The organism is Paenibacillus sp. 23TSA30-6 (assembly GCF_014858585.1).
GTDB lineage: Bacteria > Bacillota > Bacilli > Paenibacillales > Paenibacillaceae > Paenibacillus.
In genome coordinates, this window is sequence record NZ_SLTL01000004.1 from 108,817 (window position 1) to 135,576 (window position 26,760).

Below are 26,760 nucleotides of genomic sequence, written 5' to 3' on the forward strand. Positions count from 1 at the left end.
TTGACGCCAGTTTACTGCTTTAATTGTGCCACAAAATTGCGAATTTGGAAAAGCCCCTCTTCTCTGCGCGCAGAATCGTCCAGCAACGGGATAGCTTCCTCCACCTGACGCACAATGGCACTTCCGACGACAACTCCATCGCAAATGTCCGAAAAACGAATTACCTGCTCCCGGGTGGAGATACCGAACCCAACCGCTACCGGAATATCCGTATGCCGCTTGACCTGCTCGATGAAGCCCTCTATACCCTCAAAAAAGGAAGCTCTTTCCCCGGTCACCCCAAGGGAGGATACACAGTATACAAATCCGCGTGCTTGACGAACAATTCGTTCAATCCGCTGTTCAGAAGTTGGAGCCACCAACGGAATCAGATGTACACCAACCTCTGCCGCCCGTCCTCCCAGCTCTTCTGCTTCCTCAAGTGGAAGATCGGGAATAATCAGACCGCTGATGCCATGCTTCTGCAAGCCTGCAAAGAAAGCATCCATGCCCATCTGCAACACAGGATTATAATACGTGAACAAAATAAAAGGCAGGCTTGATCCCGCCGCCCGGGCCAAAGAAGCCGTCTCCATACACGTGCGGATCGAGATTTGCCGTTTCAACGCACGCTCAGACGCACGCTGAATGACAGGTCCGTCAGCCAGCGGGTCCGAATATGGCACGCCCAGCTCCAATATATCGGCTCCGGCCGACTCCAGTTGCCGAATGATTTCTACCGTCGTGTCGACATCCGGATCGCCTACCGTCAAGAAAGGAATTAATGCCGTTTTGCCTTCATTTTTGAGGCGTCCAAACACCTGATCAATTAAATTCATGACGGATTTCCTCCCAAATGCTTAATAATGGAGTCCACATCTTTGTCACCACGACCCGATAAACAGATAACAATAATATCATCCGCCGTCAAGGCAGGTGCCAGTTTAACGACCTGCGCGACTGCATGTGCCGACTCCAATGCCGGAAGAATACCTTCCGTGCGGCATAACAATTGGAGAGCATCCAGCGCTTCCTGATCGGTAATCGGAACATACTTGGCCCGCTCGATATCCTTCAAATACGAATGCTCCGGTCCAACACCCGGATAGTCCAATCCCGCCGAGATGGAATGCGCAGGCTGTACCTGTCCATATTCATCCTGAAGCAGATAGCTCATTGAGCCTTGGAAGACACCTTGCGTTCCCTTGCTCATCGTTGCTGCATGAAATTCCGTTTCCACGCCTTTTCCAGCCGCCTCAACCCCAAGCAAGGCAACCTCGTGATCCTCGATAAATGGATAGAACATACCGATGGCATTACTTCCGCCACCAATCGCCGCTACCACGACATCTGGAAGTCTGCCTTCTTTTTCGAGAATTTGACGGCGGGTTTCGTCGCCAATGACACGCTGGAAGTTGCGCACCATCATTGGATACGGATGTGGTCCGACCGCCGAGCCCAAAATATAGAACGTATCATGGACATGGCTCACCCAATACCGCAAAGCTTCATTCCCGGCATCCTTGAGTGTACGTGTGCCCGATGTAACCGGAATGACCTCTGCACCTAATAGTTGCATACGGAATACATTTAGCTGCTGGCGTACGGTATCCTCTTCTCCCATGAACACCTTGCACTCCAGTCCGAGCAATGCCGCGACAGTCGCCGTCGCAACACCATGCTGGCCTGCGCCTGTTTCGGCAATGACCTTCTGCTTGCCCATACGCTTCGCCAGCAGTCCCTGCGCCAGCGCATTATTAATTTTGTGGGCTCCGGTATGGTTCAGATCTTCGCGTTTCAAGTAAATTTTAGCCTTGCCCAAATGCTGACTCAGACGCTCCGCATAATAGAGCGGCGTTTCCCGGCCCGAATAATCCTTTAGCAGTCCGTTCAGCTCAGCGTTAAAATCAGGATCATCCGCATACTTCCGGTAGGATTCCTCCAATTCAATCAGTGCGTTCATCAACGTTTCCGGTACAAAACGTCCGCCAAATGTTCCAAAACGTCCGTTGTTATCAGGTAATTGTGTCATGCCTGCTTCACCCTTTCTACGAATGCTGTGATTTTTGCAATGTCCTTGACTCCATCCGTCTCTACACCGCTGGACACATCCAGCCCTTCGGGATGATACTCGGTAACCAGCTTTTCCGCATTATCGGCAGTCAGCCCGCCGGCTACAAACAAAGGAATTCCATGTTGTTGGGTCCAAGCATGATAGGCAGGAATCCGATCCCACGCAAACGTTTTGCCGGAGCCGCCACCATACAAGGGATCATATGTATCCAGCAGTAAAGCGTCAATCGTCCCGACATAGGCATCCAATTCGTCCGTCGGGCGTTCTGTCTCGCCCTTCACCGTCTGCCCTTTACTATCCACAGACCATGCCTTGAATACCTGTACGCCAAAATGCTCCCTGATCTCCCGGCAGCGCTGCGGACTCTCCTGCCCGTGCAGTTGAATGACATCTAATGGTGCTTTCTCCATGACATCATTTAACAGTGCATCATCAGGGTTCACAAATACGCCCACGCTGCGCGGTCTGCTGCCTGGGGTCCATTCATCCAATACGCGAAGCAGCTCTCCAGCCTGCGCGCCGTCAATCCGGCGCTTGCTGTCGGCAAACACAAAACCTATATAATCGACCGGTAAGTTTACCATAGATTTTAGCACTTCAACGCTTTGAAGTCCACAAATTTTTACGCCCGTTTTGTTCATGCTCTAACCCCGTCCATCAAATCGGCTACAGCCTGTCCTACATCATCCTTGCGCATCAGATGCTCCCCTACCAGGATGCCGTGTGCACCTACCGAATGTAAATACTTTACATCTTCGGGTCCGGCAATGCCGCTTTCGCTAATAAACGTAACTCCTTTAGGAATCAGTGAGATCAACTCCTCTGTCGTCTGGAGGCGGGTCTCAAATGTCCTCAAATTTCGGTTGTTCACGCCAATCAAGGTAGCTGTCCCCAGATCCAGCACAGCTTTAAGCTCCTCACTGTCATGCACCTCTACCAATGCGTCCAGCCCTAGGTTCTTAGCAATCTGTAAAAATGACCCCAAAACACGTGGCTCCAGTATAGCCGCAATCAACAGCACCGCATCCGCTCCCAGCAGACGAGCTTCATAAATTTGCCGTTCATCAATGATAAAATCCTTGCGCAGCAGCGGAATCTTTACCTGTTCACGAATTTGGTGCAAATATTCAGAACTCCCCTGAAAGTACGTCACATCCGTCAAGACAGAAATACAATCGGCTCCAGCTTCCTCATATGCCCGTGCAATGTCCACCGGATGAAAATCCGGTCGGATCAACCCTTTGGAGGGGGAAGCCTTCTTCACTTCGGCAATCAGTCCGAGCGGACGGTTGCGACGCAGAGCTATAGCATCCTCGAACCCTCTCGTCGCAGGTAAATCGGCAACCAATCGTTCGGCTTCACTGATTTGAAAATACTCCTTAAGCTGCTCCACTTCTTGTCGCTTCGTCACTACAATTCGATCAAGATACATATTGATATTCCCCCGTTGCCTGTATTAATTGATCCAGCTTGGACAGGGCCAGCCCCGAGTCAATAGCTTCAGCCGCTCGTGCTACTCCGTCCGTTAAGGTAGCTGCTGCGCCCGATACATAGATGCACGCGCCGGCATTCGCTAACACGACGTCCCGATAAGCTCCCCGCTCCCCGTTCAAAATCCGACCTATAATGTCGGCGTTAACATGGGCGTCCCCACCCAGCACTTCATCGAGACGGTGCGTCTGTAAACCCAGATCCGACGGGTTAAGTTCAAACGTATGAACCTGACCATCCTTCAACTCAGATACCCGTGTCGGTGCCGAAATGCTGATTTCATCCAATCCGTCCAGACTGCTTACGACCATGGCCCGCTTGGAGCCGAGTCGATTCAGCACCTCAGCGATCACTTCCGTTTTTCCCGCGTCATAAATGCCCAGCAACTGGCGATCCGCACCTGCCGGATTCGTCAAGGGACCGAGCATGTTAAACACCGTTCGTACTCCAAGCTCCCTGCGTGGAGCGGCAGCATGCTTCATAGACGGATGGTACAACTGCGCAAATAAAAAGCAGATGCCGATACGATCCAGACATGACCGCGCCTGATCACTCGTCAAATGGATATTGACCCCTAGGGCCTCCAGCACATCGGCGCTCCCGGCACGTCCGCTTGCAGAGCGATTGCCATGCTTCGCTACGCGTACAGATACCGAAGCCGCAATAATAGCGGATATCGTGGAAATATTAAACTTGTGAATACCCGAACCTCCGGTTCCACATGTGTCCAGCAAATGGGTATCACCTTCTCCGATTTGCACCGGACTGGCATAGCTGCGCATAGCTTCGGCAAATCCGGTGATTTCATCCACCGTCTCCCCCTTGATGCGCAGAGCCGTCAGCAGCCCACCAATTTGCGCCTGCGTGGCACTCCCACTCATAATCTGTTCCATCACGCCGCGGGCCTCCGTACGTGAAAGATGCTGTCCCTCAATGACCCGGCTTAACCCCACTTGCATCATGTCATGTCGTTCCATCGTCGTCTCCTCCTCAAAATCAGATTTTTGTATGTTACGGAGTGTACAAATAATCCTGGTTGATGACGCTGTTGTAGGGCTGTACCGTCGCCGGGAACATCGCTTCAGCCGTGCGGATCGCTTTCAGCATCGCCTTGGCCTTGTTCACCGTCTCCTGATACTCGCTTTCCGGAACCGAGTCCCACACAATCCCTGCACCCGCCTGAACATAGGCCCGGTTCTTTTTAAACACAATCGTACGAATCGTAATGCAAGTATCCATATTGCCCGAGAAGCCCAAATATCCGATGGCTCCTGCATACGGACCGCGCGCTTCCCGCTCCAGCTCGGCAATAATCTCCATCGCCCGCAGCTTCGGAGCCCCCGATACCGTGCCCGCTGGCAGGCAGGACAGGAACGCATCGAAAAAATCTTTATCTTCGCGCAGCTTACCCGATACATTGGATACAATGTGCATCACGTGGGAATAGCGTTCAATTTCCATAAACGTATCGCATTTGACCGTACCGAACTGAGATACACGTCCCAGATCATTTCTTCCCAAATCGACCAGCATCAGATGCTCGGCACGTTCTTTTTCATCCTTCAGCAGCTCTTCGGCGAGCGCTATATCTTCTGTTTCCGTCACGCCACGCGGCCTCGTTCCGGCAATAGGACGGGTTTCCACCCGACCGTTTTCCACCTTGACGAGCGCCTCCGGCGAAGTGCCCACGATGATCTCGTCATCCATTTTCAAATAATACATATACGGAGACGGGTTCATCGTGCGCAGCACGCGGTATACCTGTAAAGGAGAGGCATCTGTATCAATGTGAAAGCGCTGGGATAGCACGACTTGAAAAATATCGCCTGAGCGGATATATTCCTTTGCCTGCTCCACGTTTGAAATAAACTGCTCCTTCGTCACATTCGATTGAATCTCACCCAGCTCCACATCATCAGGAATCGAGGCTGCCCCCAATGTCTCTGGCGGTGTCTGCTTACGCAGATACTGCGCCGTTGCTTCCAGCTTGCGTTCCACCTCGGCATAAGCAGCGCGGATGTCCTCATCACTGTAGCCTTCGCCTACATGAACATTGCCGACCAGCAAAATTTGCTGCTTCACGTGGTCAAAGACGATAACTTGATCACAGAACATAAAACGAATATCATCCATATTCAAATCATCTACTGCATGTTCTGGCAGTTTTTCATAGTATTGCAGCAAATCATATCCAAAAAATCCGATGGCCCCGCCTGTAAATGGAGGCATCTCTTTCAGCTTCGGGCTACGGTACTTGCGAAGCAACGCCTTGAGCGCTTCAAGCGGCTTGTCGTTTAATATTTGTCGCTTACCATGCTGTTCCAGGATTAAACGGCCTTTTTTGCCGGAAACCATCAGGAACGGGTCGGTCCCGATGAATGAATGTCGCGCCCATTGCTCGCCTCCCTCTACACTCTCCAGCAGAAAGGCCCGGTCCCGCTCAGCATATCGACGGAAAATCCGAATTGGCGTCTCCATATCGGCCAGCACTTTTTTGTACACAGGAATCAGGTTAAATTCATTCGCCATCGTTATCACTTGCTCCACATGCGGCGTTAACATGAGATCACTTCCTTTCCAAATTGGCGCAGAACCCAAAGGAGAGAACATAAAAAAGCCTCCACCCGGAAGGTAGAGGCTGTCAGTTATTGAAATTATAAGAATGCTACCATATACAAAATGACTACAGCAAATATACAAAGTATACACTCATCCCTTTGTATAACCTGGGTTACTTCAAATAAGCACCTCCCCCAGAAACATTCTCCGTGGACAAAGGCTTACCCGCTACCGCTGGTCTCTGTAATCTTCATATGGAATTGGCTCAACTGCACTCTTCTCATCTCAACTTAACTCTGGCTAACTCTACTCAACTCTGCTACAAACACTATATCTCATACGATGTTACTTTGGCAACCATCAACTTTAAAAACAGGCGATTACTTCCCTTGGGAAGCCAAATCCGGTCTTAGCGCCTGCGCTCCGTTCAAATAAACATGTTTGATTTCCCGCTGTGTTTTAACGGTATTTACCTGTACCATCAAACGGATGCATTTTGGCAAGCTGCCCTCTACGGGAATTTCCAACGAACACATAAGCGGAACCATATCCCAACCGTCTAGCTGGCGGATCGCCTTCGCCGGGAAAGTAGCATTCAGATCGTGGGTCACCGTAATCCATACGTTGCTAATATCCTCCGGCTGCACTTCATTGTAGGACACAATTTCCTCCAACAGAAGACATGTGGCTTCCAAAATTTCGTTTTCTTCATTGTTCGCTACGGTCGTCGCCCCACGAATTCCACGATTGTACATCGTTACGCCTCCTCTTTTAGCTGTTCAATTACTTGTCGGATGTAAGAGACGGAAATATCCTTCACTACCTCCACACGCCCGATGCTGCGTGGGACGACAAAAGTAATACTGCCTTCCTTAAACTTTTTGTCATGCATCATCGCATCCAGCAGACGATCTGTTTCGAGATGAGCGGGAAGAGAAGTCGGTAAACGAAGCGAAGCCAGCATATCCCTCGTTTCTGTTACCAAAGAAGGATCTGCCCCCAGCTTCACACCCAGAAGTGCAGAGCCGACCATACCAATAGAAATCGCTTCCCCGTGTAAAAATTCGCCATACCCCGCAATCGCCTCTATCGCATGACCAATGGTGTGACCGAGGTTTAGAATAGCGCGTAAATCGTTTTCACGTTCATCGCGCGACACCACTTCGGCTTTCACAGAACAGCCCTTCTCCAGCCCATACTCCAGGGCTGCCGCGTCCAAAGCCAGCAAGTCAGCCGCATAATCGCGGCACCAGTGGGCAAAATCAGCATCCCAGATCAATCCATGTTTGATCATTTCAGCCAGCCCGGCAGATACCTCGCGCGGAGGCAATGTAGACAACGTATCCACGTCATACAATACCAATTCCGGCTGATGGAAAGCTCCAATCATATTCTTAGCCAAAGGATGATTGATGCCGACCTTGCCGCCCACGCTGCTGTCATGCGCAAGGATTGTAGTTGGAATCTGTACGAACTTGACGCCTCTCATAAAAGAAGCCGCCACAAATCCGGCCAGATCACCCACTACGCCACCGCCAAGTGCGATAACGGCTGAATTGCGATCCAAACCGCCCTCGATAGCTGCTGTAATCACCTGCTCATACACAGCAAGCGATTTGGACTTTTCACCCGGCTTGACGACGATGGAAACCGTCTTGTACCCTGCTGCCTGAAGGTTGCTCTCCAGTGTCGCCAAATAAAAAGCTGCTACATTTTCATCAGAGACAATCAACAATGGACTTTTTTGCGCAATTCCTCGTTCGCTCAACAACGCTCCTGCCCGATGTAACAGTCCACGTTCGATATGAATGGGATAGGAACGTTCCCCAAGTTGTACCGTCAGCGTACTCATCTCAGTACCGTCCCAGTTGTTCTTCGTAGGATGCAATGTTCGCACGGATCTCTTCAATGGAATCCCCGCCGAATTTTTCAAGCAAAGCCTTGGCAATCTCCCAGGCTACAACATGCTCCATAACCACACTTGCCGCTGGTACGGCACATGCATCCGAACGCTCAACCTGAGCGGTGAACGCTTCCTTCGTATCAATATCCACGCTTTGCAGCGGCTTATACAGCGTCGGGATCGGCTTCATCACGCCACGAACCACGACAGGCATTCCGTTGGTCATCCCACCCTCGAAACCGCCCAAACGATTGGTACGGCGATGATATCCACGTTCGTCATCATGTAAAATCTCATCATGCACCTGCGAACCACGCAGCTCTCCAGCTTCAAAGCCGATACCGATTTCCACGCCTTTGAACGCATTAATGGACATGACTCCTTGGGCAATGCGTGCATCCAGCTTCCGATCATGCTGTACATGACTGCCGAGACCAATCGGAACACCTTCCACGATACATTCCACTACGCCACCAACTGAATCGCCTTCTTGCTTGATAAGGTCAATGTAGGCTTCCATTTTCTTTTCCGTTTCCGGATCGGTTACTCTCACCGAAGAGGCTTCTGTCACGGCAATCAGCTCGTCAATAGGCAACTCACGGTAAGGTGCCTCGATTTCTCCAATGCGGATAACCTGCCCAGCCACCTTGATTCCGAACTCTGCCAGCAATTGACGGGCCAAACCGCCGCAAGCAACACGAATTGCCGTCTCACGGGCACTGGAACGTTCCAGCACGTTGCGCAGATCCTTCAGATTGTATTTCAATCCGCCGTTCAGATCTGCATGACCCGGACGCGGACGGTGAACCCGGCGCTTTTCCTCGTCACTGCCTTCGATGGGCTCAATATTCATAATGTTCTGCCAATGCTTCCAATCGTTGTTTTCCACAATCAGGGCAATCGGCGCACCTGTGGTATACCCGTGACGAACGCCTCCGGCAATGTTGGCCGTATCCTTTTCAATCTGCATACGCCGTCCCCGTCCATACCCCTTCTGACGACGGTGTAGCTGAAAATTCAATTCTTCAAAATCCAATTTTAAATTGCTCGGCATGCCCTCTACAATCGCAGTAAGCTGGGGACCATGCGTTTCCCCCGCGGTTAAGTAACGTAAACTCATGACGCGTTCCCCCTTTAAACTGTTAAACTGTGCATCACTAAAATCTTTAACTGTGCTTCATTATAGTATACGCACCTTTCTTTGACAAGAAAAGCCACGAGAGTGCAGATAAACAAAAAACACGCCCTTTGGTCAAAGCCAAAGAACGTGCGCTCCTGATAAGCCAATAGCCAACGTATCCATTGTTAGAACTCAACGAGCTACGAACAATGGGCTGTATGTACGGGCTTATGCTTTTTTACGATAAAAAAAGGTTTCCGTCGATTCCAGACCATATTGGTTTGGAGAAAAAATTTGCTCTGTACTGCCGACAAACAGCACGCCGCCGGGACGAAGACTGGCTGCAAACTTCTGGTACAGCTTATGCTTGGCCTCTTCCGTAAAATAAATCATGACATTACGGCAGATAATGAGATCGTAGCCGTCATCAAACCGATCCAGCAGCAAATTTTGCTTTTGAAATTTCACAGCCTGCTTCAAACGATCATCAATTCGATACATCGCACCATCCGGCTTGAAATACTTACTAGCTACCTGCTCAGGCACATCCTTGAGCGAACGCTCTAAATATCTGCCTTCCTTGGCCTTAGCCAGTGCGCCGTCATCAATGTCAGAAGCCGTTATGGAGCAATTCCCCAAAATTCCCTTGCCGTCCAGCACCATAGCCAAGCTGTACGGCTCCTCACCAGTCGAGCAGGCCGCACTCCACAGCTTGAGCTTCTGCTTGCCTGCAAGCAGCTGTGGCAAAATCGTATCCCGCAGCACTTCCCACCGATTGGGATTACGCCAAAACTCTGAAACATTGATCGTCATCCGATCCAAAAATTCATAGAACAGGGGCTTTTCTTTCATCATGGCATCATAAAAAGAAACAAAACTGGGAAACCCGTTTTTGTTGCGAAGCGTCGTTAACCGCCTTTTCATCTGTGCTTCCTTGTATTGTGCAAGATCAATACCTGTGCTGTCCTTGATTTTGCGGATAAACGCTGTGTAATCGGGGTCCGTCTGACCCAGTTCCATATCCGTCATGCTACCATCCTTCTTCATACGAGATTATACTTACACCCAGGTCGCCACACTTTTTTCGTACCGAACCGATTCCTCCGGCGTGAAAAAATTCGCAATCTCGCGCTCCGCGCTCTCCGGTGAATCTGAACCGTGAATGAGGTTAAACGGTGTATGTGCAGCAAAGTCTCCCCGGATCGTGCCCGGAAGAGCCTCTGTCACTTGTGTTTTACCAATCAACAGGCGAGACAGGGTAACGATGTTATCCCCTTCCCAAACCATGGCGAATACAGGACCAGAAGTGATAAAGCCTACAAGCTCTTCAAAAAAAGGCTTGCCCACATGCTCTGCATAATGCCGTTCCGCCTGTTCTTTAGATACCTGCACAAGTTTGCCAGCCGTCATTTTGAAGCCTTTGTCCTCCAAACGACTAATAATACGTCCAATTAGTCCACGTTGTACTCCATCCGGTTTAACCATCAAAAACGTACGATCCATCGGCTCACTCCCAATCCAATCTAATGTATTTATACAGTACTAAACTGTATTGTAACAGAAAGCTTGGAAACGGTTAAAGTATTTTGTCATAGCAAACCCAAAACACAACTTTAGTAGGAGCGGCGGGTCACAAAATGAGCAATATCGCGCAGCGTCTTTTTCGTTTTGACATCTGGTAGTAAGTCCAGCGCGTGTAGCGCTTTTTTAATATATCGGTCGGCGAGAATTTCCGCTTTAGCGATTCCTTCACTTTTTTTAATTATATCCACCGCTTTGCGTGCATCTCCCTGCCCGTCCCCGGCCTGAATACGACCGATTTCAGCCAATAGATCGTCGCGCAGCTCAGGCTGTCCAAGCGCATAAATGACCGGAAGCGTAATGTTTCCCTGTCTCATATCACTGCCTGGCGGTTTGCCAATCTTTTTTTCCGTGCCACACAGATCGAGCAAATCGTCCTGAATTTGAAAAGCCATACCCACATTGTAGCCATAAGTATACAACAGGGAATTCACTCTTTCCCGCGCACCCGCAGCCATAGCTCCCAATTGGCAGCTGACCGCAATCAACAATGCCGTTTTGCGACGTATGCGAAGCAAGTAATTACGTACACTCTGATCGACATTAAAAAAATCGCGGATTTGTTCCATTTCACCGATGGACATTTGCACCAGCGCCTTGGACAATACCCGGTGAATGTCCGGATTCGGCAGTCCTGCGGCTATCGAAAGCGCACGTGCATATATGTAGTCTCCGGTGTACATGGCCACCCGATTGTCCCATTTGGACTTCACAGTTGGCTGGCCACGCCTCATCTCCGCATCGTCAATCACATCGTCGTGAACGAGGGAAGCAGAATGAATAAGTTCCAGCGGTACTGCTATGCGTTTGAGCTTGTCCAGATCGTATTCCCCAAACTTGCCTCCCAGCAGCACAAAGACCGGCCGCAAACGCTTGCCTCCCGCCTTGAGCAAATGAAGCGACGTATCATTAATCAACGGCTCCGTGCTGTCGATGCTGCGGTATAGCTCTTCTTCTATGAAGTTCATATCCTTCTTTAATAAACCGAACAATTCCAATCGTTTCATTCTTTCACCCGTGTCAGCGTATTGTCACTCCAGAGAAGCGGCTTCACTCGTCGGTCAAGCAGCCCCAGTTCATGTGCATACTGAAAATAAAGCTCTAAGCCCTTTTGTTCCTTCTCTCCAAAATCATAACACAGATTAGTAAAGTAGCGCTCCCAATAATCCCGCAGGCCCCCAATTTCCTTGCAGGCTTCGGAAATAACAGACGTCAGATCAGACAGGCTGCGCTGCTTGCTTGCACGAAACGCATCTGCTACTTCAGCCACCGCATCAGGATTCTGTGTAGCAAAAGGACGGCGCACTGCCCATACGGCAAAGGTCATGCTGTACCCTGTCCAGCGTTTCCACTCTTCTCCGAGATCGGTAACGTACAGGCCATCACGCCGCCAGGATGCCTTGATCGCGTGATCTCCAATCAGCAGCCCTGCATCCGCCTGCCCCAGCATCAAATCCAGATCCGGCTCGCAGTCGAAATAGGAAGGTTGGCCTTCCCACGCCTTCTCCATTAAAATTTTTAACAAATTCACGGATGTAGCAGACGTATTCGTCAACGCAATCGTTCCGTTTTTGATTTCATCCAGCGGCTTGCGTGAGAACAGCAAAATGGATTGCACAGGACCGTCCGCACTGACAGACAGATCCGGCAACAGCAGCATATCCTCGGCACCGGATGCATAAGCAAAGGAGGACATCGCGCTGATATCCAGATCTCCTTTCAGCATACTTCGGTTCAGTTCCGCCGGGACTTTAGAAACCAGTTCCGCCGGATAGAGAAGCTGTGAAGGATTAAAATAATGAAAAATGGGCCAAGCGTTTGTGTATTTAATTTTTCCGATTGTGATTGTCTTGGTGTCCGGTGTCGGCATCGGAATCCCCCCATCTCGTAAACAGTTGATGTTCGATACGCAAGCTGTCCAAAACTTTGCCTACGAGGAACAGTACGATATCATCCAGCGTCTTAGGATGAAAGTAAAAAGCCGGCATAGCCGGAATCATTTTGACCCCGAGCCTTGCAAGCTTAAGCATATTTTCCAAATGAATGGCATGTAGCGGCGTCTCACGAGGCACCAGAATGAGCGGACGGCCTTCCTTCATCATCACGTCTGCTGCTCGCGCCATGAGATTATCGGACGAGCCGTGCGCCACTGCGGACAACGTTCCCATCGAGCAGGGCATGATAACCATCGCATCCACCAGGTAAGAGCCACTCGCAATCGAAGCGCCAATATCCGTGAACGGATGGTATACAAGAGAACCGGGACGGCCCCCGAATTTGTCATTCAGAGCCCCCTCCCGGTCAGTTACGTTCCAGCCTAATTCCTCTTTCAGTACCCGCCAGCCGGCGTTGGAAACAATCAGGTGAACTGTGTACTGCAAATCCAGCAGTGTTTCTACCAGCCGTACTCCATAAATGCTTCCGCTCGCGCCTGTAATGCCAATAACGATTCGTTTGCCTTGATGGTTGCTCACCTGATTATGATTCATAAGTATTGACGCACCACCAAATCAATCAGTGTAAAAGCAAATACGACCATGCTTAGTACACCGTTCATCGTAAAGAACGCCGTCTGCAAACGACTCAGGTCCTTCGGAGATACGATATAGTGCTCATAGAATAAGATAATGTACGAAATAATCATGCCCGCCAGATACCACCAGCTTAAATCTGTAATAAAGAACAGCACAATAAATCCGATCGCCGTAATGACATGGAATGCCCGAGCCATATTAAGGGCACCCGACACACCAAAGCGGGCAGGAATGGAATAAACGCCCTCGTTCTGATCAAAATCAATATCCTGACAAGCATATATAATGTCAAATCCAGCCGTCCAAAATGCAATCGTGAGATATAATACGATAGCGATTAAATCGATTTGTCCCGTCACGGCGACCCACGCGCCCAGCGGCGCCAATCCGATTGTCAGACCGAGTACGATATGACAAAGCCAAGTAAAACGCTTGGTATAAGAGTAAAAAACAAGCATAAAAAAGGCCAGCGGGAACAGCTTGAACGCCAGCGGACTTAACTTGAACGATGCCCAGAACAACAGTACCAAACTGACGATGATGAAAATCACAACTTCGCTCGACTTGAGCAGCCCCGCCGGAATGGCACGCCCTGCCGTACGCGGATTTTTCCCGTCAATTACACGGTCAATCATGCGATTGAAGCCAAAAGCAGCGCTACGTGCGCCGACCATAGCCAGCAAGATCCATCCGATCTGTGACCATGAAGGAAGCGTGCCTGTCACGACAACTGACCCTAATACAGCCCCCATAAATGCAAATGGGAGCGCAAATAACGTATGTTCAATTTTAATCATTTCCAAAAAAATAGCAATTTTCTTAAACATGCTGACTCTCCTTGATTCCAATATGCAATGCCGCAATGCCTCCAGTGAGAGAATGAGCCTGTATATCCTTTAGTCCGACTTCACGGAAGATGCCAGCCAGCTCATCCCTTCCCGGAAAAAGCGCCAACGAATCAGGGAGCCATTTGTATTGCTCATAACGTTTGGCGAACAATTTGCCGAGCATGGGCAAGATGTGTTTAAAGTATGAATAGTAAATCCCCTTGAACGGCTGCCATGTAGGCTTGGACAATTCCAGACATACGACCTGCCCGCCCGGTTTGACGACACGCTGCATTTCCTCTAAAACGCGGCGCAGATCAGGCACATTACGCAGACCAAAGCCAATCGTTGCGTAGTCAAAAAAATTGTCTTCAAAAGGGAGTTCCATCGCGTTACCCTGAACAAGCGTGATTTGCTTTTCACGGGCTTCCGATGCAATCTTGCGTTCGCCTACATTCAGCATGTTCTGGCTAAAATCCAGCCCTACGATGTGACCACTTTCACTTGCACGCGCCATCGCGAGCGTCCAGTCACATGTACCACAGCATAGGTCGATTGCCGTATCCCCATGGTGCATATTCATTTTTTTCATCGTAAATTTACGCCAAGCCTTATGTCTGCGAAAGCTCAGTATATCGTTCATCAAGTCGTATTTACCTGCGATGCTTTCAAACACGCCGTGAACGAATTGCTCTTTCGGCTTGGTGTCGCTTGATCCCATGACGTTCACCTAACCTTCCCTCACAACCGGGTGTGGACTATTCAGCAGCTTCAGGAAAGGCTCCAGCATGCGTTCGAATTCCTCAATCCCCGTATTTTGATCATCTGACAGGATCTGCCGGATGTGTGTAATAGCCGTTCGGAGCCTGTCCAGTACCGCATCCTCGGCCTTGTACTTCAGAACAAGCTTGCGCCATGCATCCGCGTCTGGACTATTCTCTGAGAGCAGCTCCCGTTCGTTCTGGTCACCTTTACCGTAAACATGCCAGAACATATATCCGAAACGGGATTTGTCCGGTTCTGCACGCTTGTCCCATTCCTCTGCCAACGTATCACAGAGGGCAAATTCGTTGAGAAGCTGCTCCCAAACTTCCCGATCCTGTTCTGCCACAAGTGAAGTAAAGGATAGAAAAAGCTCCTTTTTAAAACGAACCATATGAGTTAAATACTGTGCCGCATTCAGACGAAAATGCTTCATCTCCCAATACAGGCTCATTTTACCTGCATTCACTTCACACACCGCATCACTCAGCTTCGAAATGGCTGTAATGCGACCTGCCAATGCGAGCAACTGATAAAAACGGCTGCTAAAATAGTCCCCGGCCAACACTTTAAGCTGTCTGGAACGCATTTCCTCCGGACTCCGTATGCCGGATAAAGTATCAATCATATCATGCGTATCCAGCCCCATCTGCACGAGTGAGGTGACCAGTGCGTATAGTTCATCCTCGCTTGTATGTAGCTCCTGCGCATTCCGGTTCAAAAACATAAACAACAGGCGGGTACGGCTGTCAGGAAAAGCCGGCATTTCCGTATGTTGTTGAATCATGTCGTATTCCACATATTTCCTTGCTAATTGGGGTACGCGATACGGTTTCATCCTAAGCCTCCGAGCCATGACTTTCTGGTGTACTCAAATAATTGCAATGCCTTATATTATATCACAATTTAAAATGATTCGCGACTAAAGTAGTGTAGGTCCAATGACAGAAACACCTAATCTGTATATACACCGTTAAACCTGCTTTGCCACATTGGAGTTACCGTAATACGGAAGCGGACTTTCAGTTCCTCCGGCAAGTCCGCACCTTCCCGGCTTCTCAACTGATCCAGCGCTTCACTCGTCCACTCGTTCCGGCGTATATCAGATGCCAGCAGCAGATGACGTTCTCCTGACCATTCGTCCTGCGTCACTACCCGAAGCAGTAATTGCCTTACATTCGTCGTTCCATAAAAACTAAAGGTGGTAATCTCTGCCATATTTTGATAGATTTCAAGCGGGGCGGTTTCTTCCTTGGACAGCTTTACATCCAGAGTCAGGACTGAATGTTCCCAGCTTACGCTGGCAATCGGTGTCGTCAAAGGAAGCTCATTCAGCGTATCCACCAGATTGTCATCGGTCAGCAGCACCCGCTGCTGCGACGATACCGTCGCCTGTGTCTCACGAACAGCAGCGGTTCCAGAATCCAGCGCCTGTAAGGATGGCAGCAGTATAGCAGCGGCAGTGGTTATGAGAATTGAGCCGCTTAGCACAATCCAAGGTTTCATTCAGAGCCTCCCCTGACCCCTACCCTGTTATGGGTTATTACGGTAAAGGTCCTCACTCTCATTGTACAACAAAAAAAAGCAGGCTATGCCTGCATTTTAATCCTCCGTATCCACGACTCCGTGTTTGGTCATCACAACGGCCTTGCCGCGAATTTTAATAGCAGAGGTATGATCTGTAAATTGAACGATCAACACCTCACCCTTGTCCAATTTTTCTGAATGATGCAGGCGTGTATCCTGGCCTCTTGTCAGACCAAAAACCTGACATCCGTTGCTTTTTGCTTTAATCACAACGTAATCACTGTTACCCGTCACATTATCTTCCATATCCATTTCCCCCCTGAGAGCCAAAGCTATACTTTTTATGATGGAGATTCGAGCTTGTTTTGTCAACTACATGCTTCGGACACAAACTGCAACAATTACCGCGTCCCGAGCCATACTATCCGTGCAGCCCCATCCGCTAACGAAAGGAGCGAATCTGATGAAAAACTATAGTCCCGCTAATCTGAGTCCTGCCCAAGTAGAGCGGCTTCAGCAGCTTGAGCAAGAATTTGCCGAGCTGGCGGGTGAACCGCTGGTGCTGATCGCCTATGCTTCACGGAACGACAGAACCGCTTCCCCTGCTTCGTCCCGCATTGCATCTGCTATGGAATAACAGGACAAAAAGAAAAGGCCGTGAATCAAATTCACGGTCTTTTCAGCGCAATGGGAATATGTAAGAAATCTTATTTAATTCCGTCCTTGAGCGCTTTACCCGGTTTAAATGCCGGAATTTTGCTCGCAGGGATTTCGATTTCTTCTCCTGTTTGCGGGTTACGTCCTTTACGTGCGGAACGTTCACGAACCTCAAAGTTCCCGAAACCTACCAGTTGCACCTTGTCTCCACTTTGCAGCGCTCCGGAGATCGCTTCGAATACAGCGTCAACGGCTTTAGTTACGTCTTTTTTGGACAATTCAGTGCTTTCGGAAACCTGATTGATCAAATCCGTTTTATTCATAATATTCACCTCCCAATTCAAGTGTAGTCCAGCATTAAGGTTATCGGTGTTGTAGAACCGATATGAAGTCGCCTGTATAAAATAACCCGGGCGGCATATGCCTTCCATAATGTTATCATCTGTTTCCGTTTCGCCGTTAAATATACATAGAATATACCTAACCTCCGCAATATAGAGACAATATCGCCGAAACTGGCGTTTTATGGCACCCTTCTTGCGTGGAACAAGGTTTATAGTAATACAGTCCACAGACAATTTCAAGTACGGCGACGGTTTAGCACATAAAAAGTGACGGCCAGCGCGAGCACCAGCACAATTCCTTTGACGATATCATGAGCAAAATACTGCACATTCATCATAGTCAGACCGTTCACCAATACCCCGATCAAAACCGCACCGATAAATGTACCGATGACATTCGGTTTCCCCGCTCCAAAAACCGAAAAACCGACAAAAACTGCCGCCACCGCCTCCATCAGCAAGGGAGAACCTGCATCTATTTGACCCGATCCTACCCGCGAAGCATACAAAATACCGGCAATGGCTGCAAATACGCCTGAAGCGACGTAGGCTAGTGTACGAACTTTTTTTACCCGTATGCCCGACAAACGAGCAGCTTCCTCATTCCCTCCGGTCACATACATTTGACGCCCATGCTTTGTGTAAGTTAAGAAAATATGCACCGCCGCTACCGCCAGTAGAAGCAATATAACCGAAATCGGGATCCCCAACCATTTGCCTTGTCCCAAAATAAGAAAAGCAGGAGATATTTCCCCTGGCGCCTTGCTGCCATCAGGAAACTGCATATGATTATAAATGGTGTAGCCTTGAGCGTACGTTTTATGAATCCCGCTTACAATATACATCATCGCAAGGGTTGCCAGCAAATCGGGAATACGAAGCTTTACGATCAGTAATGAGTTCAGTAGTCCCACGACTGCACCGACAACCAGAGATACAATAATGACCACCGCAACGGGCTGCTCATACCAGACCATCAGCGAAGCTGAAACAATGGTAGTCAGAGATACCGTAGCACCGACGGAAAGATCAAAACCGTCCACGATGAGAGACAATGTCACACCAATTGCGACAAAAGTCACAATCGCAATAGAGCCAAGAATGTCCATCAAATTGTCGTACGTCCAGAAATAGGGCAATGTGGCTGAAAAAAACGCCAACACACCCATAATTACGACTACAGCCCCATAACGAAATGAGACGTTTAACCATTTTTCCTTCATGAATGCACCTCTTCACCGCCGCTGGCATACAACAGAAGCTCTTCCTGCTCCACTTCGCCCCGCGCAAATTCCTTTATTATTTTTCCGTCATACATCACTGCAATTCGATCACCAATGCCGATACCCTCAGCAAATTCACAGGTTAAATAGATGACCGCTTTTCCCTGAGCAGCCAATTCACCAATGATACGGAAAATATCACTTTTCGCCCCGATATCCACACCCTTGGTCGGCTCGTCAAAAACAAACACATCTGCCCCGGAATGCAACCATTTACCTATCGCAACCTTTTGCTGATTCCCGCCACTCAAATATTTAACATTCTGACGCAGAGATGGCGTCTTAATGCCAAGGGAAGCAACGACTTCGCTACCGTTCGTACGTTCTTTGCGACGACTGATAAAACCAAGTACACTCAACTTGCCTAATAGCGGAAGACTAAGGTTTCGTTCTACCGTCTCTTCGATGAATACACCTTGCTTGCGCCGTTCCTCAGGTATGGACACAATCCCCTGAACTATCGCGTCCGCAGGCTCTCTCAGACGAATGGAACGGCCTTTGAAGACCAGTTTCCCCTTATCGGGCTTATCCGCGCCTGTAAGAAGCCGGGACAGCTCCGTTTTGCCCGCACCGACCAAACCTACGATAGACAAGATTTCCCCGCGTCTGACCTCCAAATCGACACCGTGAACACGTAATCCCTTGTGAAGCCCTTTGGCTTCCAGCACCGTTTCACCGATAGGAGCATCTGTTTTCGGAAATTCTTCCTCAAATGTTTTACCAAGCATATGGGTAACGATGTCGCCTACATTCAAATCGGAGGATGCACCGGTGAACACTCGCTCTCCATCACGCATCACCGTAACGCGGTCGCTGTGTTCAATGACCTCTGGCAATCGGTGGGTGATAAGAATACATGCAACGCCCTCTGCCTTGAGCGTATGAATAGTGCGGAACAAACGCCGCGTTTCTTCTTCACTGAGTGGCGCTGTAGGCTCATCGAAGATGATCGTATTCGCTTGCTGAGTCAAAATACGTGCAATAAGCACAAGCTGCTTTTCTGCCAACGTCAACTCAGATACGTATTGCCTTACGTCAATATCTGCCTCCAGCCGTTCCAACGCCTCGCGCGCACGTTTGCGCATGGAACCCGGCGCAGCCCACCAGCGTCCTTCAGGTGCAGACAAATCATCCAGGACAATGTTCTCCGCAACGCTCAGTTGCGGCACAAGCGCTGAATCAATTTCCTGATAGACACAGTGAATTCCCGCTCTCTTCGCCTCCCACGGCGAACCAATGCTCAGTTCCTTGCCTCCTGCAACAATGCTCCCCTGATCGGAACGATACGCGCCGGATAAAATTTTCATCAGTGTACTTTTACCTGCTCCGTTTGCGCCCAGCAGAGCGTGAATTTCGCCGCCATGCACCGTAAAATCCACGGACCGTAGCGCATCCACACCAGCAAACTGTTTGCTGATTTTCTTCATTTCCAGTGTATACACTTGTGAACTCATGGTACCTCCCTCACGCCTGCTTATGATAAAAGCGCGCCGAAGCGCGCCTTGTGCTTTATCTTAAAGTTTATTTGGCCGTTTCATATTCTTTCATCCAATCCTTGTAGCCTTGCTCGCTTTGGCCCCATCCCTTTACATATTGAGACAGCTCGGATGTGGAAATTTGCTTATCTGGCAATGCTTCACGCTGCACGTATACCGCCTTCAGTACCACTTGCTCCTCCGGGGTATCCCCGTGCAGCTTCTGGTATGCATAGCGAACTTGTACACGTCCGATATCTGTCGGATCTACAGCCGCCGAAGCTACCCAAGGATTTTTCGGGTCCTGAATCATTTGCAGATCCTCGTCACTCATATCAATGCCGTAGACTTTAATTTCCGTGCGTCCAGCTTGCTGGATGGCGCGTGCTGCCCCTTTAGCAAATTCATCCCAAGCAGTCCAGACCGCTGTAATTTCACCCTTAGGATATTGTTTCAATACAGCCTCCATTTTGGCTTGTGTGTCCAAAGCCGGATTCTGAGCTGAGCCAAAAGTTGCAATTTCTTTAATATCCGGATTGGCTTTTAAGAACTTATCGTAAGCAACCTGACGACGCTCCATCGGTGCAAACCCAGCAACCCACACTTTTACAATGTTACCTTTGCCGCCGATATCCTTTTTCATTTGCTCCAGCGTCAGCTCGGCCATGCTTTGGTCATCTTGTGAAAGCACGACAGCCCCTGGAACGTTGACCGCAGCATCGAAGACGATAACCGGGATATTGCGGGAAACCGCTTTTTTCAACCCTGTTTCCAGTAACGCATCACCATGATCTGTCAAAATGACATCAAACTGCTGGTTAATCGCGCTATCAAGCAAGGAGGCCATTTTTGCCTTGTCGTTGTCTGCTACAAACTTGGTCAGTGTGCCTCCAAATTTCTTAACTTCCTCTTCCACGCCCTGAACATACTGCTGAGAGAACGTGCCTGTGTTAAACTCCATAATTAATGCAACCCGTTTGCCTTTTAAATTTAAGCTGTCTGTTTTGGCATCTGTTGTGTTCGAGCCTGTACTGCTTGTCCCTTGAGCACCGCTCTCTGTTTTCGGCGCGCCACATGCAGTGACCAGCAAAACCAGCACCAGCAGCATCATAGCTCCTAGTCCTAGCTTCTTGTTTTTTTGGATATTCATGTTTCGTTTCCCCCTCGTTCATTCAACAAAATGATTCAAATTTGATACTTAATATATCGCGTTAAACCAAGTATGTAAATAGGTTTTATGAATATAAAAATATTTTCCGATCTATTATGACAAAATACGACAATTACATATCAAAATAACGCAAAGAGCGGTTAGCTCTCTGCGTTATTGTTTCTTACACGATTTTTATTTACTTACACTTAAAGAATGATGGCAATCAGACCGCCTGAGCCTTCGTTAATAATGCGGCCCAACGTTTCCTGAAGCTTGTAGCGTGCATTGTCCGGCATCATGGCGATTTTGCCCTGAATGCCTTCCCGTACAATGGAATGCAGAGAACGTCCGAAAATGTCTGACTCCCAAATTTTGATTGGATCATTCTCAAAATCCTGCATCAGATAGCGCATAAGCTCCTCACTTTGCTTCTCTGTTCCGATAATCGGAGCAAATTCCGATTCCACATCGACACGGATCATGTGTATGGAAGGTGCTGTTGCCTTGAGCCGCACACCGAACCTTGTACCCTGACGAATCAACTGCGGATCGTCTAGTGCCATCTCGGACAACGACGGCGCAGCAATGCCATATCCCGTTGTCTTGACCATTTCCAGCGCCTCGGCGAAGCGGTCATACTCCCGTTTGGCATGGGCAAAATCCTGCATCATTTGCAGCAAATGATCCTTGCCGCGAATCTCTACCCCGACCACCTCAACCAAAATCTGATCGTACAGTTCATCCGGTGCGAACAGATCAATTTCCGCCACACCCTGACCCATATTCATCCCGCTCAGACCGGCCCTGTCGATGAATTCATACTCCATAAACTGGCCGACCACCCGGTCTACATCACGCAGGCGTCGAATGTCTTTTACCGTATCGCGGACGGAATTCTCATAATTGCTGCGCAGCCAGTGATCTTCATTCAGCACCATAACCCAGCTCGGCAAATTCACATTCACCTCATGCACCGGGAATTCATATAATACTTCACGAAGCACGCCTGTAACATCATCTTCTGTCATCGTAGCCGCACTGAGCGTCATGACAGGAATATCATACTTGGCCGCCAACTCACTGCGAAGTTGAAGTGTTTCATCGCTGCGCGGATGCGTGGAATTGATGACCAGCACAAACGGCTTGCCTACTTCTTTCAACTCCTCAATGACTCGCTCTTCCGACTCTACATAAGAGCTACGCGGGATTTCCGCAATCGTGCCGTCTGTCGTAACGACAACACCGAGCGTCGAATGCTCCTGAATGACCTTGCGCGTGCCAATCTCCGCCGCTTCCTGAAACGGAATCGGTTCTTCAAACCATGGCGTGGAGATCATCCGTGGGCCATTTTCATCCTCGTACCCCTTCGCACCCTCTACTGCGTATCCTACACAGTCGACCAGACGGACATTCACATCCAGTCCTTCCGTTACTTTGATCTGGACAGCATTATTCGGTACGAATTTAGGCTCCGTCGTCATGATTGTTTTCCCTGCCGCACTTTGTGGCAGCTCATCTACGGCGCGGGCACGGTCCGCCTCACTTGTGATGTTCGGCAGAACAATTGTCTCCATAAACCGCTTGATAAAAGTTGATTTACCTGTTCGGACTGCGCCGACGACCCCTAGATAAATATCTCCTCCGGTGCGTTCGGCAATATCTTTAAAAATGTCCACTTTCTCCAATGAAATCCCCTCCTCAAAAGTCTCCGAAGGAAAAATGCTTAAAGAGCATCCGCTTCGTGTTCAACCAACTGCTTGATCCCAGATGCGGCAGAACAGCCTTTAAAATGCCCGGAAGTCGTCCGCCGCCGAGATTCAGGAGACTGATGGAATCGGCGAAACGGCGTAAACTAGTACATGCATTTGGACTGATACCATCATATGTATCCCCTCCGTAAAATATGTTCAGGTTTTTGAAAAAAATAGAGTTCGTCACAGCGATTACTGCAAAACGATATTTTACGTTTGGGTCCACTCACCTAATATATGCGTAGCAGGGTTTCCCCATGACTTCGACGCTAGATTTATAATAAAAAAAGGATGTTTCTCTGACTCTCTAAGCAACTCATACCCATTTTGAGAACACTTTTTTGAGCGTTCACTTAGGGGTATAAGCATCAAAGTCGTCGGATAACATCCTTTGTTTCTTATTCTTTTGAGTTTAGGCTTTAGGATGAAAGCTTCACCATAGTTCGTCTTCCTGCGCCTGACGCTCAAGCTGTCGCCGAACAGCCGCTTTGAGCCTATCCTCCGGTATCGTCACCTCAACATCACTCTGGGCGCGAGCCTGACAGGACAAGCGGATGCCTTCATCCAGCAAAGGTCCCAGCTTGCGACGCTCTGCATCACTTGGCTGGCCTGCGTGTACAGCCCGTTCCTGTGAAATATGCACCTTGCACATGAGACAGGCCGCTTTTCCATCACAACGGGTTGGAATATACACGTTCGCTTTACGTGCGGCCTGGAGCAATGTCGTGCCTTGACCGACCTGTACGCGCCTGCCTGACGGCTTAAACGTAATATGCACATCCATGAACGGTCCTCCATTCTTGTAGCAACCACGAAATCTGCCAATTAGCCTTATTCAGCTTTTGGAATGCAGCTCGGGCCAAGGCAAAAGCTCTTGCAGCTTACCCAGTTGGTCATCTGTCCAAATGTTGCTGATCAGCAGTTGATTCAGCACCGCTATATGTCGCTGCGGATCACGCTTCATGGCGTCCGCTATCGCCTCATATCGGTCGGAGCGATTTCGTAATAGATTAAATAACAACTCATGACTGAGTGGCATCAGACGCAGTGAAGAGTGCCCCAGATCAAGCCGGATTCCAGCCGACCACAGCAACCGTTCGACCTCCAATCGATATAAAGCTCCATCACACAGCACCTCGAAACCGCCCACAAGCTCAACTGGAAATCCCTCCAGTTCATAATGGCTCAGCAATGAAACGTACGAACCACTACGATCCACCTGCTGTCGGTCGATCATTACACCCGGTGGTTTCGCATGGAGCTGCTTCGCTGCGTGAATATCTGCGTAAATATCAATATCTCGGGGCAGTCGATCCAGCTCAACCTCCTGCACAAGCAGCGAACAGCTTCCTCCCAGCATCCACGGAACAGCAATAGACGCCCAGCCGTCCGCCAAGCTGCTCAGCGCAGCTGTCAGCTCGTGAGGTAGCTTGTTCAATCGCAGCGAAGATATAGCCTCCTTCACATTGTTTCCTCCCTTTCAGTCCATCATCCCGTTTCCTGTTGGGCACCATTATAACATGTTACGTATGGCAGTTCGACATTTTATGCATAAGAGAACAGCCGAGAATCTGCTGAAATAATAAAAAAAGCCGTGAACCTGTCCGGTTCACGGAGAATACAACCAGCCGGTAAACGAGTGTGAATTTTATTTTTTCATCATCATTTTCATCAACGCTTCCATATTGGAAGGATTCATTCCGCTCTTTTTGACGGCACCGACAATATCCCTTACTGTATCTTCCGACACCGGAATATTGGCCATCGCAGATACCTGCTTTATCAGCTGACGCAACTGCGCTTCACTTTGAAGCGTGTCCGCCTTCACGGTACCTGCCAGCTTCTTCACCGCATTTTCAGATATGTTTTTGCCACCTTTTTTGTTAATGGCCTTCAACGCATCTTTCGGAAAGTTTTTATTCACATTCTCCCCTCCTCCGCCATTACTCAACTCAGTGTATGAATGATGGAGGTCAAAGGTGATTAAGCTTACAAAAGACATGCCTTATGCCTAACTGAAAAAAGCTGTCTCAATCGTAGATAAAATCTACTTTCGAGACAGCCTTTTGTAAGTTTTATATGTGCATCTAAGCCCTTACGAATGCCACTGTTCCCATGTTTGCAAGGGCATGACTTCCATTTCGGTTTTCGGGTCGCGACCCATGAGCGCCTCGACGGCCTTACGGACATCACGCCCTTCAAACAGTACCCCGTACAGCACTTCCGTGATAGGCATCTGAACGCCCAGCTTTTGCGAGATCGCATAGGCTGCCTTTGTCGTCCGAATGCCTTCTACCACCATGCCCATAGACTCTAGCACATCATCAAGCTTTCGCCCCTGCCCAAGCAGTGAGCCTGCACGCCAGTTACGACTGTGACGGCTTGTTGCGGTAACAACCAAATCGCCGATGCCTGCAAGCCCGGCAAAGGTCAAAGGATTGGCTCCCATTTCCACTCCGGCACGGGTAATCTCTGCCAACCCACGGGTCAGCAAAGCCGCTTTTGCATTATCTCCGAAGCCTAGTCCGTCCGACATACCCGCACCCAAAGCAATAATGTTCTTCAACGCCCCGGACAGCTCTACACCCAACAAATCCCGGTTCGTATATACGCGGAAATAGGAGTTCATGAACAGCTCCTGTGCAGCCTGTGCTGCCTTCTCATTTGACGAGGCTACTACAACCGTCGTGGGGCATTTCCGCACCACTTCTTCCGCATGGCTCGGACCGGACAACACGGCAATATCACCTTCCGCGACCTCCAGCTCTTCTGAAATTACCGTGGACATACGTTTGAGTGTTTCCGTTTCAAAGCCTTTAATGGCATGGACAATCAGCATATCCTTGGTAAAGAATGCTTTCAGACTACGCGCTACCTGACGCGCAGCAGCGGAAGGAGCTACGATCACGACTGCTTTAGCACCAGACACCGCAACTTCCATATCAGTTGTAGCCATAATCCGTTCAGACAGGACAGAACCAGGTAAATAATGCTCATTTGTATGCTTCTCATTGATTTCAGCAGCTTGCTGTTCGTTTCTCGTCCAGACAGAGACATCGTTGTTATTGGCCGCAAGGACGGAAGCCAGAGCTGTTCCCCAACTGCCCGCGACCAGCACAGCTATTTTCTCAGACAAGACGATCTCCTCCTTTGGAGCCAAGCTTGTTTTCTTTCCCCCGTACCAGCTTGGCAATGTTGGTGCGGTGTCTCCACACAGCAAACACACAAATGACCAGAGCCGTCCAGAAGAGCGGCCATGCATAACCAAGTACCAGTAAAATCCAAGGTGTCAAAATGACAAAAATCAGCGAGCCAAGGGATACATAGCGCGTAATTACGATTGCAAGAATCGCAATAATTCCGGCACACAATGCGGGGACTAAGGCAATTGAGACCAATACACCAATAGCGGTAGCAATACCTTTTCCTCCGCGAAAGTGGAAATATACCGGCCAGTTATGGCCTGCAATCGCCGCAATGCCACACAAACCCGGTAACCAGGATGAATTTCCGCCAAGCCAATGCCCTATCAGCACCGCAACAATCCCTTTAAGTACGTCCAGCAGCAGTACCAGAATGGCAGGGCCTTTTCCTAGCACACGCAGCGTATTCGTCGCGCCGGCATTACCACTTCCATGCTGGCGAATGTCGATTCCTTTTAATTTCCCATACAGCAGACTGAAGCTGACAGAGCCAAGCAAGTAACTGAGTACGATGGCAATGATCTGTAAAATCAACCT

31 protein-coding genes are annotated in these 26,760 nt (G+C 49.3%); 1 reads left to right on the forward strand and 30 read right to left on the reverse strand.

Annotated features, from left to right (window positions below; translation table 11 throughout):
* Nucleotides 1–11 precede the first annotated feature (11 nt).
* The 19 genes from trpA to mtrB form a co-directional block, all read right to left on the reverse strand.
* Complete coding sequence (gene trpA / locus E0698_RS05040) at nt 12–818, reverse strand: tryptophan synthase subunit alpha (RefSeq protein WP_192510823.1); 807 nt, start codon at nt 816–818, stop codon at nt 12–14.
* On the reverse strand, nt 815–2,011 hold the full coding sequence (gene trpB, locus E0698_RS05045; protein ID WP_134913881.1) for a tryptophan synthase subunit beta: 1,197 nt from the start codon (nt 2,009–2,011) through the stop codon (nt 815–817). The genes trpA and trpB overlap by 4 nt, the downstream gene beginning before the upstream one ends.
* Nucleotides 2,008–2,694, reverse strand: a complete 687-nt coding sequence (locus tag E0698_RS05050; protein ID WP_192510824.1) for a phosphoribosylanthranilate isomerase — start codon at nt 2,692–2,694, stop codon at nt 2,008–2,010. The genes trpB and E0698_RS05050 overlap by 4 nt, the downstream gene beginning before the upstream one ends.
* Nucleotides 2,691–3,485: an indole-3-glycerol phosphate synthase TrpC gene (gene trpC, locus E0698_RS05055; protein WP_192510825.1), complete on the reverse strand. Its 795-nt coding sequence runs from the start codon at nt 3,483–3,485 to the stop codon at nt 2,691–2,693. The genes E0698_RS05050 and trpC overlap by 4 nt, the downstream gene beginning before the upstream one ends.
* Nucleotides 3,475–4,521 carry an anthranilate phosphoribosyltransferase gene (gene trpD, locus E0698_RS05060; RefSeq protein ID WP_149093603.1) on the reverse strand — a complete coding sequence of 349 codons (1,047 nt, stop codon included), beginning with the start codon at nt 4,519–4,521 and terminating at the stop codon, nt 3,475–3,477. Before trpD ends, trpC begins: the two co-directional genes overlap by 11 nt.
* A gap of 34 nt (nt 4,522–4,555) precedes the next feature.
* Nucleotides 4,556–6,106 (reverse strand): anthranilate synthase component I, encoded by a 1,551-nt coding sequence (gene trpE / locus E0698_RS05065; protein WP_149093602.1) that lies wholly within the window; start codon nt 6,104–6,106, stop codon nt 4,556–4,558.
* Between the two features lie 377 nt (nt 6,107–6,483).
* Nucleotides 6,484–6,858 carry a chorismate mutase gene (aroH, locus tag E0698_RS05070; protein ID WP_134913873.1) on the reverse strand — a complete coding sequence of 125 codons (375 nt, stop codon included), beginning with the start codon at nt 6,856–6,858 and terminating at the stop codon, nt 6,484–6,486.
* Nucleotides 6,859–6,860: 2 nt separating this feature from the next.
* Nucleotides 6,861–7,955, reverse strand: a complete 1,095-nt coding sequence (gene aroB, locus E0698_RS05075; RefSeq protein WP_134913871.1) for a 3-dehydroquinate synthase — start codon at nt 7,953–7,955, stop codon at nt 6,861–6,863.
* 1 nt (nt 7,956) lies between these two features.
* Entirely contained in the window at nt 7,957–9,126 is a 1,170-nt protein-coding gene (gene aroC, locus E0698_RS05080; RefSeq protein WP_149093600.1) for a chorismate synthase, read from the reverse strand.
* Between the two features lie 228 nt (nt 9,127–9,354).
* Entirely contained in the window at nt 9,355–10,155 is an 801-nt protein-coding gene (locus E0698_RS05085; RefSeq protein ID WP_273041346.1) for a CheR family methyltransferase, read from the reverse strand.
* 30 nt (nt 10,156–10,185) lie between these two features.
* Nucleotides 10,186–10,629 (reverse strand): nucleoside-diphosphate kinase, encoded by a 444-nt coding sequence (gene ndk / locus E0698_RS05090; RefSeq protein ID WP_134913865.1) that lies wholly within the window; start codon nt 10,627–10,629, stop codon nt 10,186–10,188.
* A gap of 110 nt (nt 10,630–10,739) precedes the next feature.
* Nucleotides 10,740–11,714, reverse strand: a complete 975-nt coding sequence (locus E0698_RS05095) for a polyprenyl synthetase family protein (RefSeq protein ID WP_192510826.1) — start codon at nt 11,712–11,714, stop codon at nt 10,740–10,742.
* Nucleotides 11,711–12,577, reverse strand: a complete 867-nt coding sequence (locus E0698_RS05100) for a menaquinone biosynthetic enzyme MqnA/MqnD family protein (RefSeq protein WP_149093597.1) — start codon at nt 12,575–12,577, stop codon at nt 11,711–11,713. Before E0698_RS05100 ends, E0698_RS05095 begins: the two co-directional genes overlap by 4 nt.
* Nucleotides 12,534–13,196 carry a UbiX family flavin prenyltransferase gene (locus tag E0698_RS05105; protein WP_025682242.1) on the reverse strand — a complete coding sequence of 221 codons (663 nt, stop codon included), beginning with the start codon at nt 13,194–13,196 and terminating at the stop codon, nt 12,534–12,536. Before E0698_RS05105 ends, E0698_RS05100 begins: the two co-directional genes overlap by 44 nt.
* Nucleotides 13,193–14,068: a UbiA-like polyprenyltransferase gene (locus E0698_RS05110; protein ID WP_149093595.1), complete on the reverse strand. Its 876-nt coding sequence runs from the start codon at nt 14,066–14,068 to the stop codon at nt 13,193–13,195. The genes E0698_RS05105 and E0698_RS05110 overlap by 4 nt, the downstream gene beginning before the upstream one ends.
* Nucleotides 14,061–14,789 (reverse strand): demethylmenaquinone methyltransferase, encoded by a 729-nt coding sequence (locus E0698_RS05115; RefSeq protein ID WP_149093594.1) that lies wholly within the window; start codon nt 14,787–14,789, stop codon nt 14,061–14,063. The genes E0698_RS05110 and E0698_RS05115 overlap by 8 nt, the downstream gene beginning before the upstream one ends.
* Nucleotides 14,790–14,798: 9 nt before the next feature.
* Complete coding sequence (locus tag E0698_RS05120) at nt 14,799–15,668, reverse strand: heptaprenyl diphosphate synthase component 1 (RefSeq protein ID WP_192510827.1); 870 nt, start codon at nt 15,666–15,668, stop codon at nt 14,799–14,801.
* Nucleotides 15,669–15,784: 116 nt separating this feature from the next.
* Nucleotides 15,785–16,336 (reverse strand): hypothetical protein, encoded by a 552-nt coding sequence (locus E0698_RS05125; RefSeq protein WP_192510828.1) that lies wholly within the window; start codon nt 16,334–16,336, stop codon nt 15,785–15,787.
* Nucleotides 16,337–16,432: 96 nt separating this feature from the next.
* Complete coding sequence (gene mtrB / locus E0698_RS05130; RefSeq protein WP_134913849.1) at nt 16,433–16,663, reverse strand: trp RNA-binding attenuation protein MtrB; 231 nt, start codon at nt 16,661–16,663, stop codon at nt 16,433–16,435.
* A gap of 157 nt (nt 16,664–16,820) precedes the next feature.
* On the opposite strand from mtrB, the gene E0698_RS05135 reads away from it, so the two are divergent.
* Nucleotides 16,821–16,994 carry a hypothetical protein gene (locus E0698_RS05135; RefSeq protein WP_192510829.1) on the forward strand — a complete coding sequence of 58 codons (174 nt, stop codon included), beginning with the start codon at nt 16,821–16,823 and terminating at the stop codon, nt 16,992–16,994.
* Nucleotides 16,995–17,064: 70 nt separating this feature from the next.
* Here the strand turns inward: E0698_RS05135 and E0698_RS05140 are convergent, their stop codons facing one another.
* From E0698_RS05140 to plsY, 11 genes are all read right to left on the reverse strand, one after another.
* Nucleotides 17,065–17,337 (reverse strand): HU family DNA-binding protein, encoded by a 273-nt coding sequence (locus E0698_RS05140; protein WP_137063469.1) that lies wholly within the window; start codon nt 17,335–17,337, stop codon nt 17,065–17,067.
* A 257-nt stretch (nt 17,338–17,594) separates the two neighbouring features.
* Nucleotides 17,595–18,581, reverse strand: coding sequence for an ABC transporter permease (locus tag E0698_RS05145; RefSeq protein WP_149093591.1), 987 nt, complete (start codon nt 18,579–18,581; stop codon nt 17,595–17,597).
* Entirely contained in the window at nt 18,578–20,095 is a 1,518-nt protein-coding gene (locus E0698_RS05150) for a sugar ABC transporter ATP-binding protein (RefSeq protein ID WP_149093590.1), read from the reverse strand. The genes E0698_RS05145 and E0698_RS05150 overlap by 4 nt, the downstream gene beginning before the upstream one ends.
* A 67-nt stretch (nt 20,096–20,162) precedes the next feature.
* Nucleotides 20,163–21,266 (reverse strand): sugar ABC transporter substrate-binding protein, encoded by a 1,104-nt coding sequence (locus tag E0698_RS05155; RefSeq protein ID WP_192510830.1) that lies wholly within the window; start codon nt 21,264–21,266, stop codon nt 20,163–20,165.
* Between the two features lie 209 nt (nt 21,267–21,475).
* Nucleotides 21,476–22,954 (reverse strand): stage IV sporulation protein A, encoded by a 1,479-nt coding sequence (gene spoIVA, locus E0698_RS05160; RefSeq protein WP_044646785.1) that lies wholly within the window; start codon nt 22,952–22,954, stop codon nt 21,476–21,478.
* A gap of 13 nt (nt 22,955–22,967) precedes the next feature.
* Nucleotides 22,968–23,246, reverse strand: a complete 279-nt coding sequence (locus E0698_RS05165; protein ID WP_025682251.1) for a hypothetical protein — start codon at nt 23,244–23,246, stop codon at nt 22,968–22,970.
* 207 nt (nt 23,247–23,453) lie between these two features.
* Nucleotides 23,454–23,804: a 2Fe-2S iron-sulfur cluster-binding protein gene (locus E0698_RS05170; RefSeq protein ID WP_149093587.1), complete on the reverse strand. Its 351-nt coding sequence runs from the start codon at nt 23,802–23,804 to the stop codon at nt 23,454–23,456.
* Between the two features lie 51 nt (nt 23,805–23,855).
* Nucleotides 23,856–24,485, reverse strand: coding sequence for a hypothetical protein (locus tag E0698_RS05175; RefSeq protein ID WP_134913841.1), 630 nt, complete (start codon nt 24,483–24,485; stop codon nt 23,856–23,858).
* 183 nt (nt 24,486–24,668) lie between these two features.
* Nucleotides 24,669–24,944 (reverse strand): stage VI sporulation protein F, encoded by a 276-nt coding sequence (locus E0698_RS05180; RefSeq protein WP_013310741.1) that lies wholly within the window; start codon nt 24,942–24,944, stop codon nt 24,669–24,671.
* A gap of 171 nt (nt 24,945–25,115) precedes the next feature.
* Entirely contained in the window at nt 25,116–26,156 is a 1,041-nt protein-coding gene (locus E0698_RS05185) for an NAD(P)H-dependent glycerol-3-phosphate dehydrogenase (protein WP_192510831.1), read from the reverse strand.
* The gene (gene plsY / locus E0698_RS05190) at nt 26,149–26,757 is read right to left on the reverse strand and encodes a glycerol-3-phosphate 1-O-acyltransferase PlsY (RefSeq protein WP_192510832.1); all 609 of its coding nucleotides are present in this window, start codon (nt 26,755–26,757) and stop codon (nt 26,149–26,151) included. The genes E0698_RS05185 and plsY overlap by 8 nt, the downstream gene beginning before the upstream one ends.
* Nucleotides 26,758–26,760 lie beyond the last annotated feature (3 nt).

Excerpts from the sequence above, each read along its gene's own strand:
- trpA (WP_192510823.1), bottom strand. The coding sequence starts at position 818 with ATGAATTTAATTGATCAGGTGTTTGGACGCCTCAAAAATGAAGGCAAA.
- trpB (WP_134913881.1), bottom strand. The coding sequence starts at position 2,011 with ATGACACAATTACCTGATAACAACGGACGTTTTGGAACATTTGGCGGA.
- E0698_RS05050 (WP_192510824.1), bottom strand. The coding sequence starts at position 2,694 with ATGAACAAAACGGGCGTAAAAATTTGTGGACTTCAAAGCGTTGAAGTG.
- trpC (WP_192510825.1), bottom strand. The coding sequence starts at position 3,485 with ATGTATCTTGATCGAATTGTAGTGACGAAGCGACAAGAAGTGGAGCAG.
- trpD (WP_149093603.1), bottom strand. The coding sequence starts at position 4,521 with ATGGAACGACATGACATGATGCAAGTGGGGTTAAGCCGGGTCATTGAG.
- trpE (WP_149093602.1), bottom strand. The coding sequence starts at position 6,106 with ATGTTAACGCCGCATGTGGAGCAAGTGATAACGATGGCGAATGAATTT.
- aroH (WP_134913873.1), bottom strand. The coding sequence starts at position 6,858 with ATGTACAATCGTGGAATTCGTGGGGCGACGACCGTAGCGAACAATGAA.
- aroB (WP_134913871.1), bottom strand. The coding sequence starts at position 7,955 with ATGAGTACGCTGACGGTACAACTTGGGGAACGTTCCTATCCCATTCAT.
- aroC (WP_149093600.1), bottom strand. The coding sequence starts at position 9,126 with ATGAGTTTACGTTACTTAACCGCGGGGGAAACGCATGGTCCCCAGCTT.
- E0698_RS05085 (WP_273041346.1), bottom strand. The coding sequence starts at position 10,155 with ATGACGGATATGGAACTGGGTCAGACGGACCCCGATTACACAGCGTTT.
- ndk (WP_134913865.1), bottom strand. The coding sequence starts at position 10,629 with ATGGATCGTACGTTTTTGATGGTTAAACCGGATGGAGTACAACGTGGA.
- E0698_RS05095 (WP_192510826.1), bottom strand. The coding sequence starts at position 11,714 with ATGAAACGATTGGAATTGTTCGGTTTATTAAAGAAGGATATGAACTTC.
- E0698_RS05100 (WP_149093597.1), bottom strand. The coding sequence starts at position 12,577 with ATGCCGACACCGGACACCAAGACAATCACAATCGGAAAAATTAAATAC.
- E0698_RS05105 (WP_025682242.1), bottom strand. The coding sequence starts at position 13,196 with ATGAATCATAATCAGGTGAGCAACCATCAAGGCAAACGAATCGTTATT.
- E0698_RS05110 (WP_149093595.1), bottom strand. The coding sequence starts at position 14,068 with ATGTTTAAGAAAATTGCTATTTTTTTGGAAATGATTAAAATTGAACAT.
- E0698_RS05115 (WP_149093594.1), bottom strand. The coding sequence starts at position 14,789 with ATGGGATCAAGCGACACCAAGCCGAAAGAGCAATTCGTTCACGGCGTG.
- E0698_RS05120 (WP_192510827.1), bottom strand. The coding sequence starts at position 15,668 with ATGAAACCGTATCGCGTACCCCAATTAGCAAGGAAATATGTGGAATAC.
- E0698_RS05125 (WP_192510828.1), bottom strand. The coding sequence starts at position 16,336 with ATGAAACCTTGGATTGTGCTAAGCGGCTCAATTCTCATAACCACTGCC.
- mtrB (WP_134913849.1), bottom strand. The coding sequence starts at position 16,663 with ATGGAAGATAATGTGACGGGTAACAGTGATTACGTTGTGATTAAAGCA.
- E0698_RS05135 (WP_192510829.1), top strand. The coding sequence starts at position 16,821 with ATGAAAAACTATAGTCCCGCTAATCTGAGTCCTGCCCAAGTAGAGCGG.
- E0698_RS05140 (WP_137063469.1), bottom strand. The coding sequence starts at position 17,337 with ATGAATAAAACGGATTTGATCAATCAGGTTTCCGAAAGCACTGAATTG.
- E0698_RS05145 (WP_149093591.1), bottom strand. The coding sequence starts at position 18,581 with ATGAAGGAAAAATGGTTAAACGTCTCATTTCGTTATGGGGCTGTAGTC.
- E0698_RS05150 (WP_149093590.1), bottom strand. The coding sequence starts at position 20,095 with ATGAGTTCACAAGTGTATACACTGGAAATGAAGAAAATCAGCAAACAG.
- E0698_RS05155 (WP_192510830.1), bottom strand. The coding sequence starts at position 21,266 with ATGAATATCCAAAAAAACAAGAAGCTAGGACTAGGAGCTATGATGCTG.
- E0698_RS05170 (WP_149093587.1), bottom strand. The coding sequence starts at position 23,804 with ATGGATGTGCATATTACGTTTAAGCCGTCAGGCAGGCGCGTACAGGTC.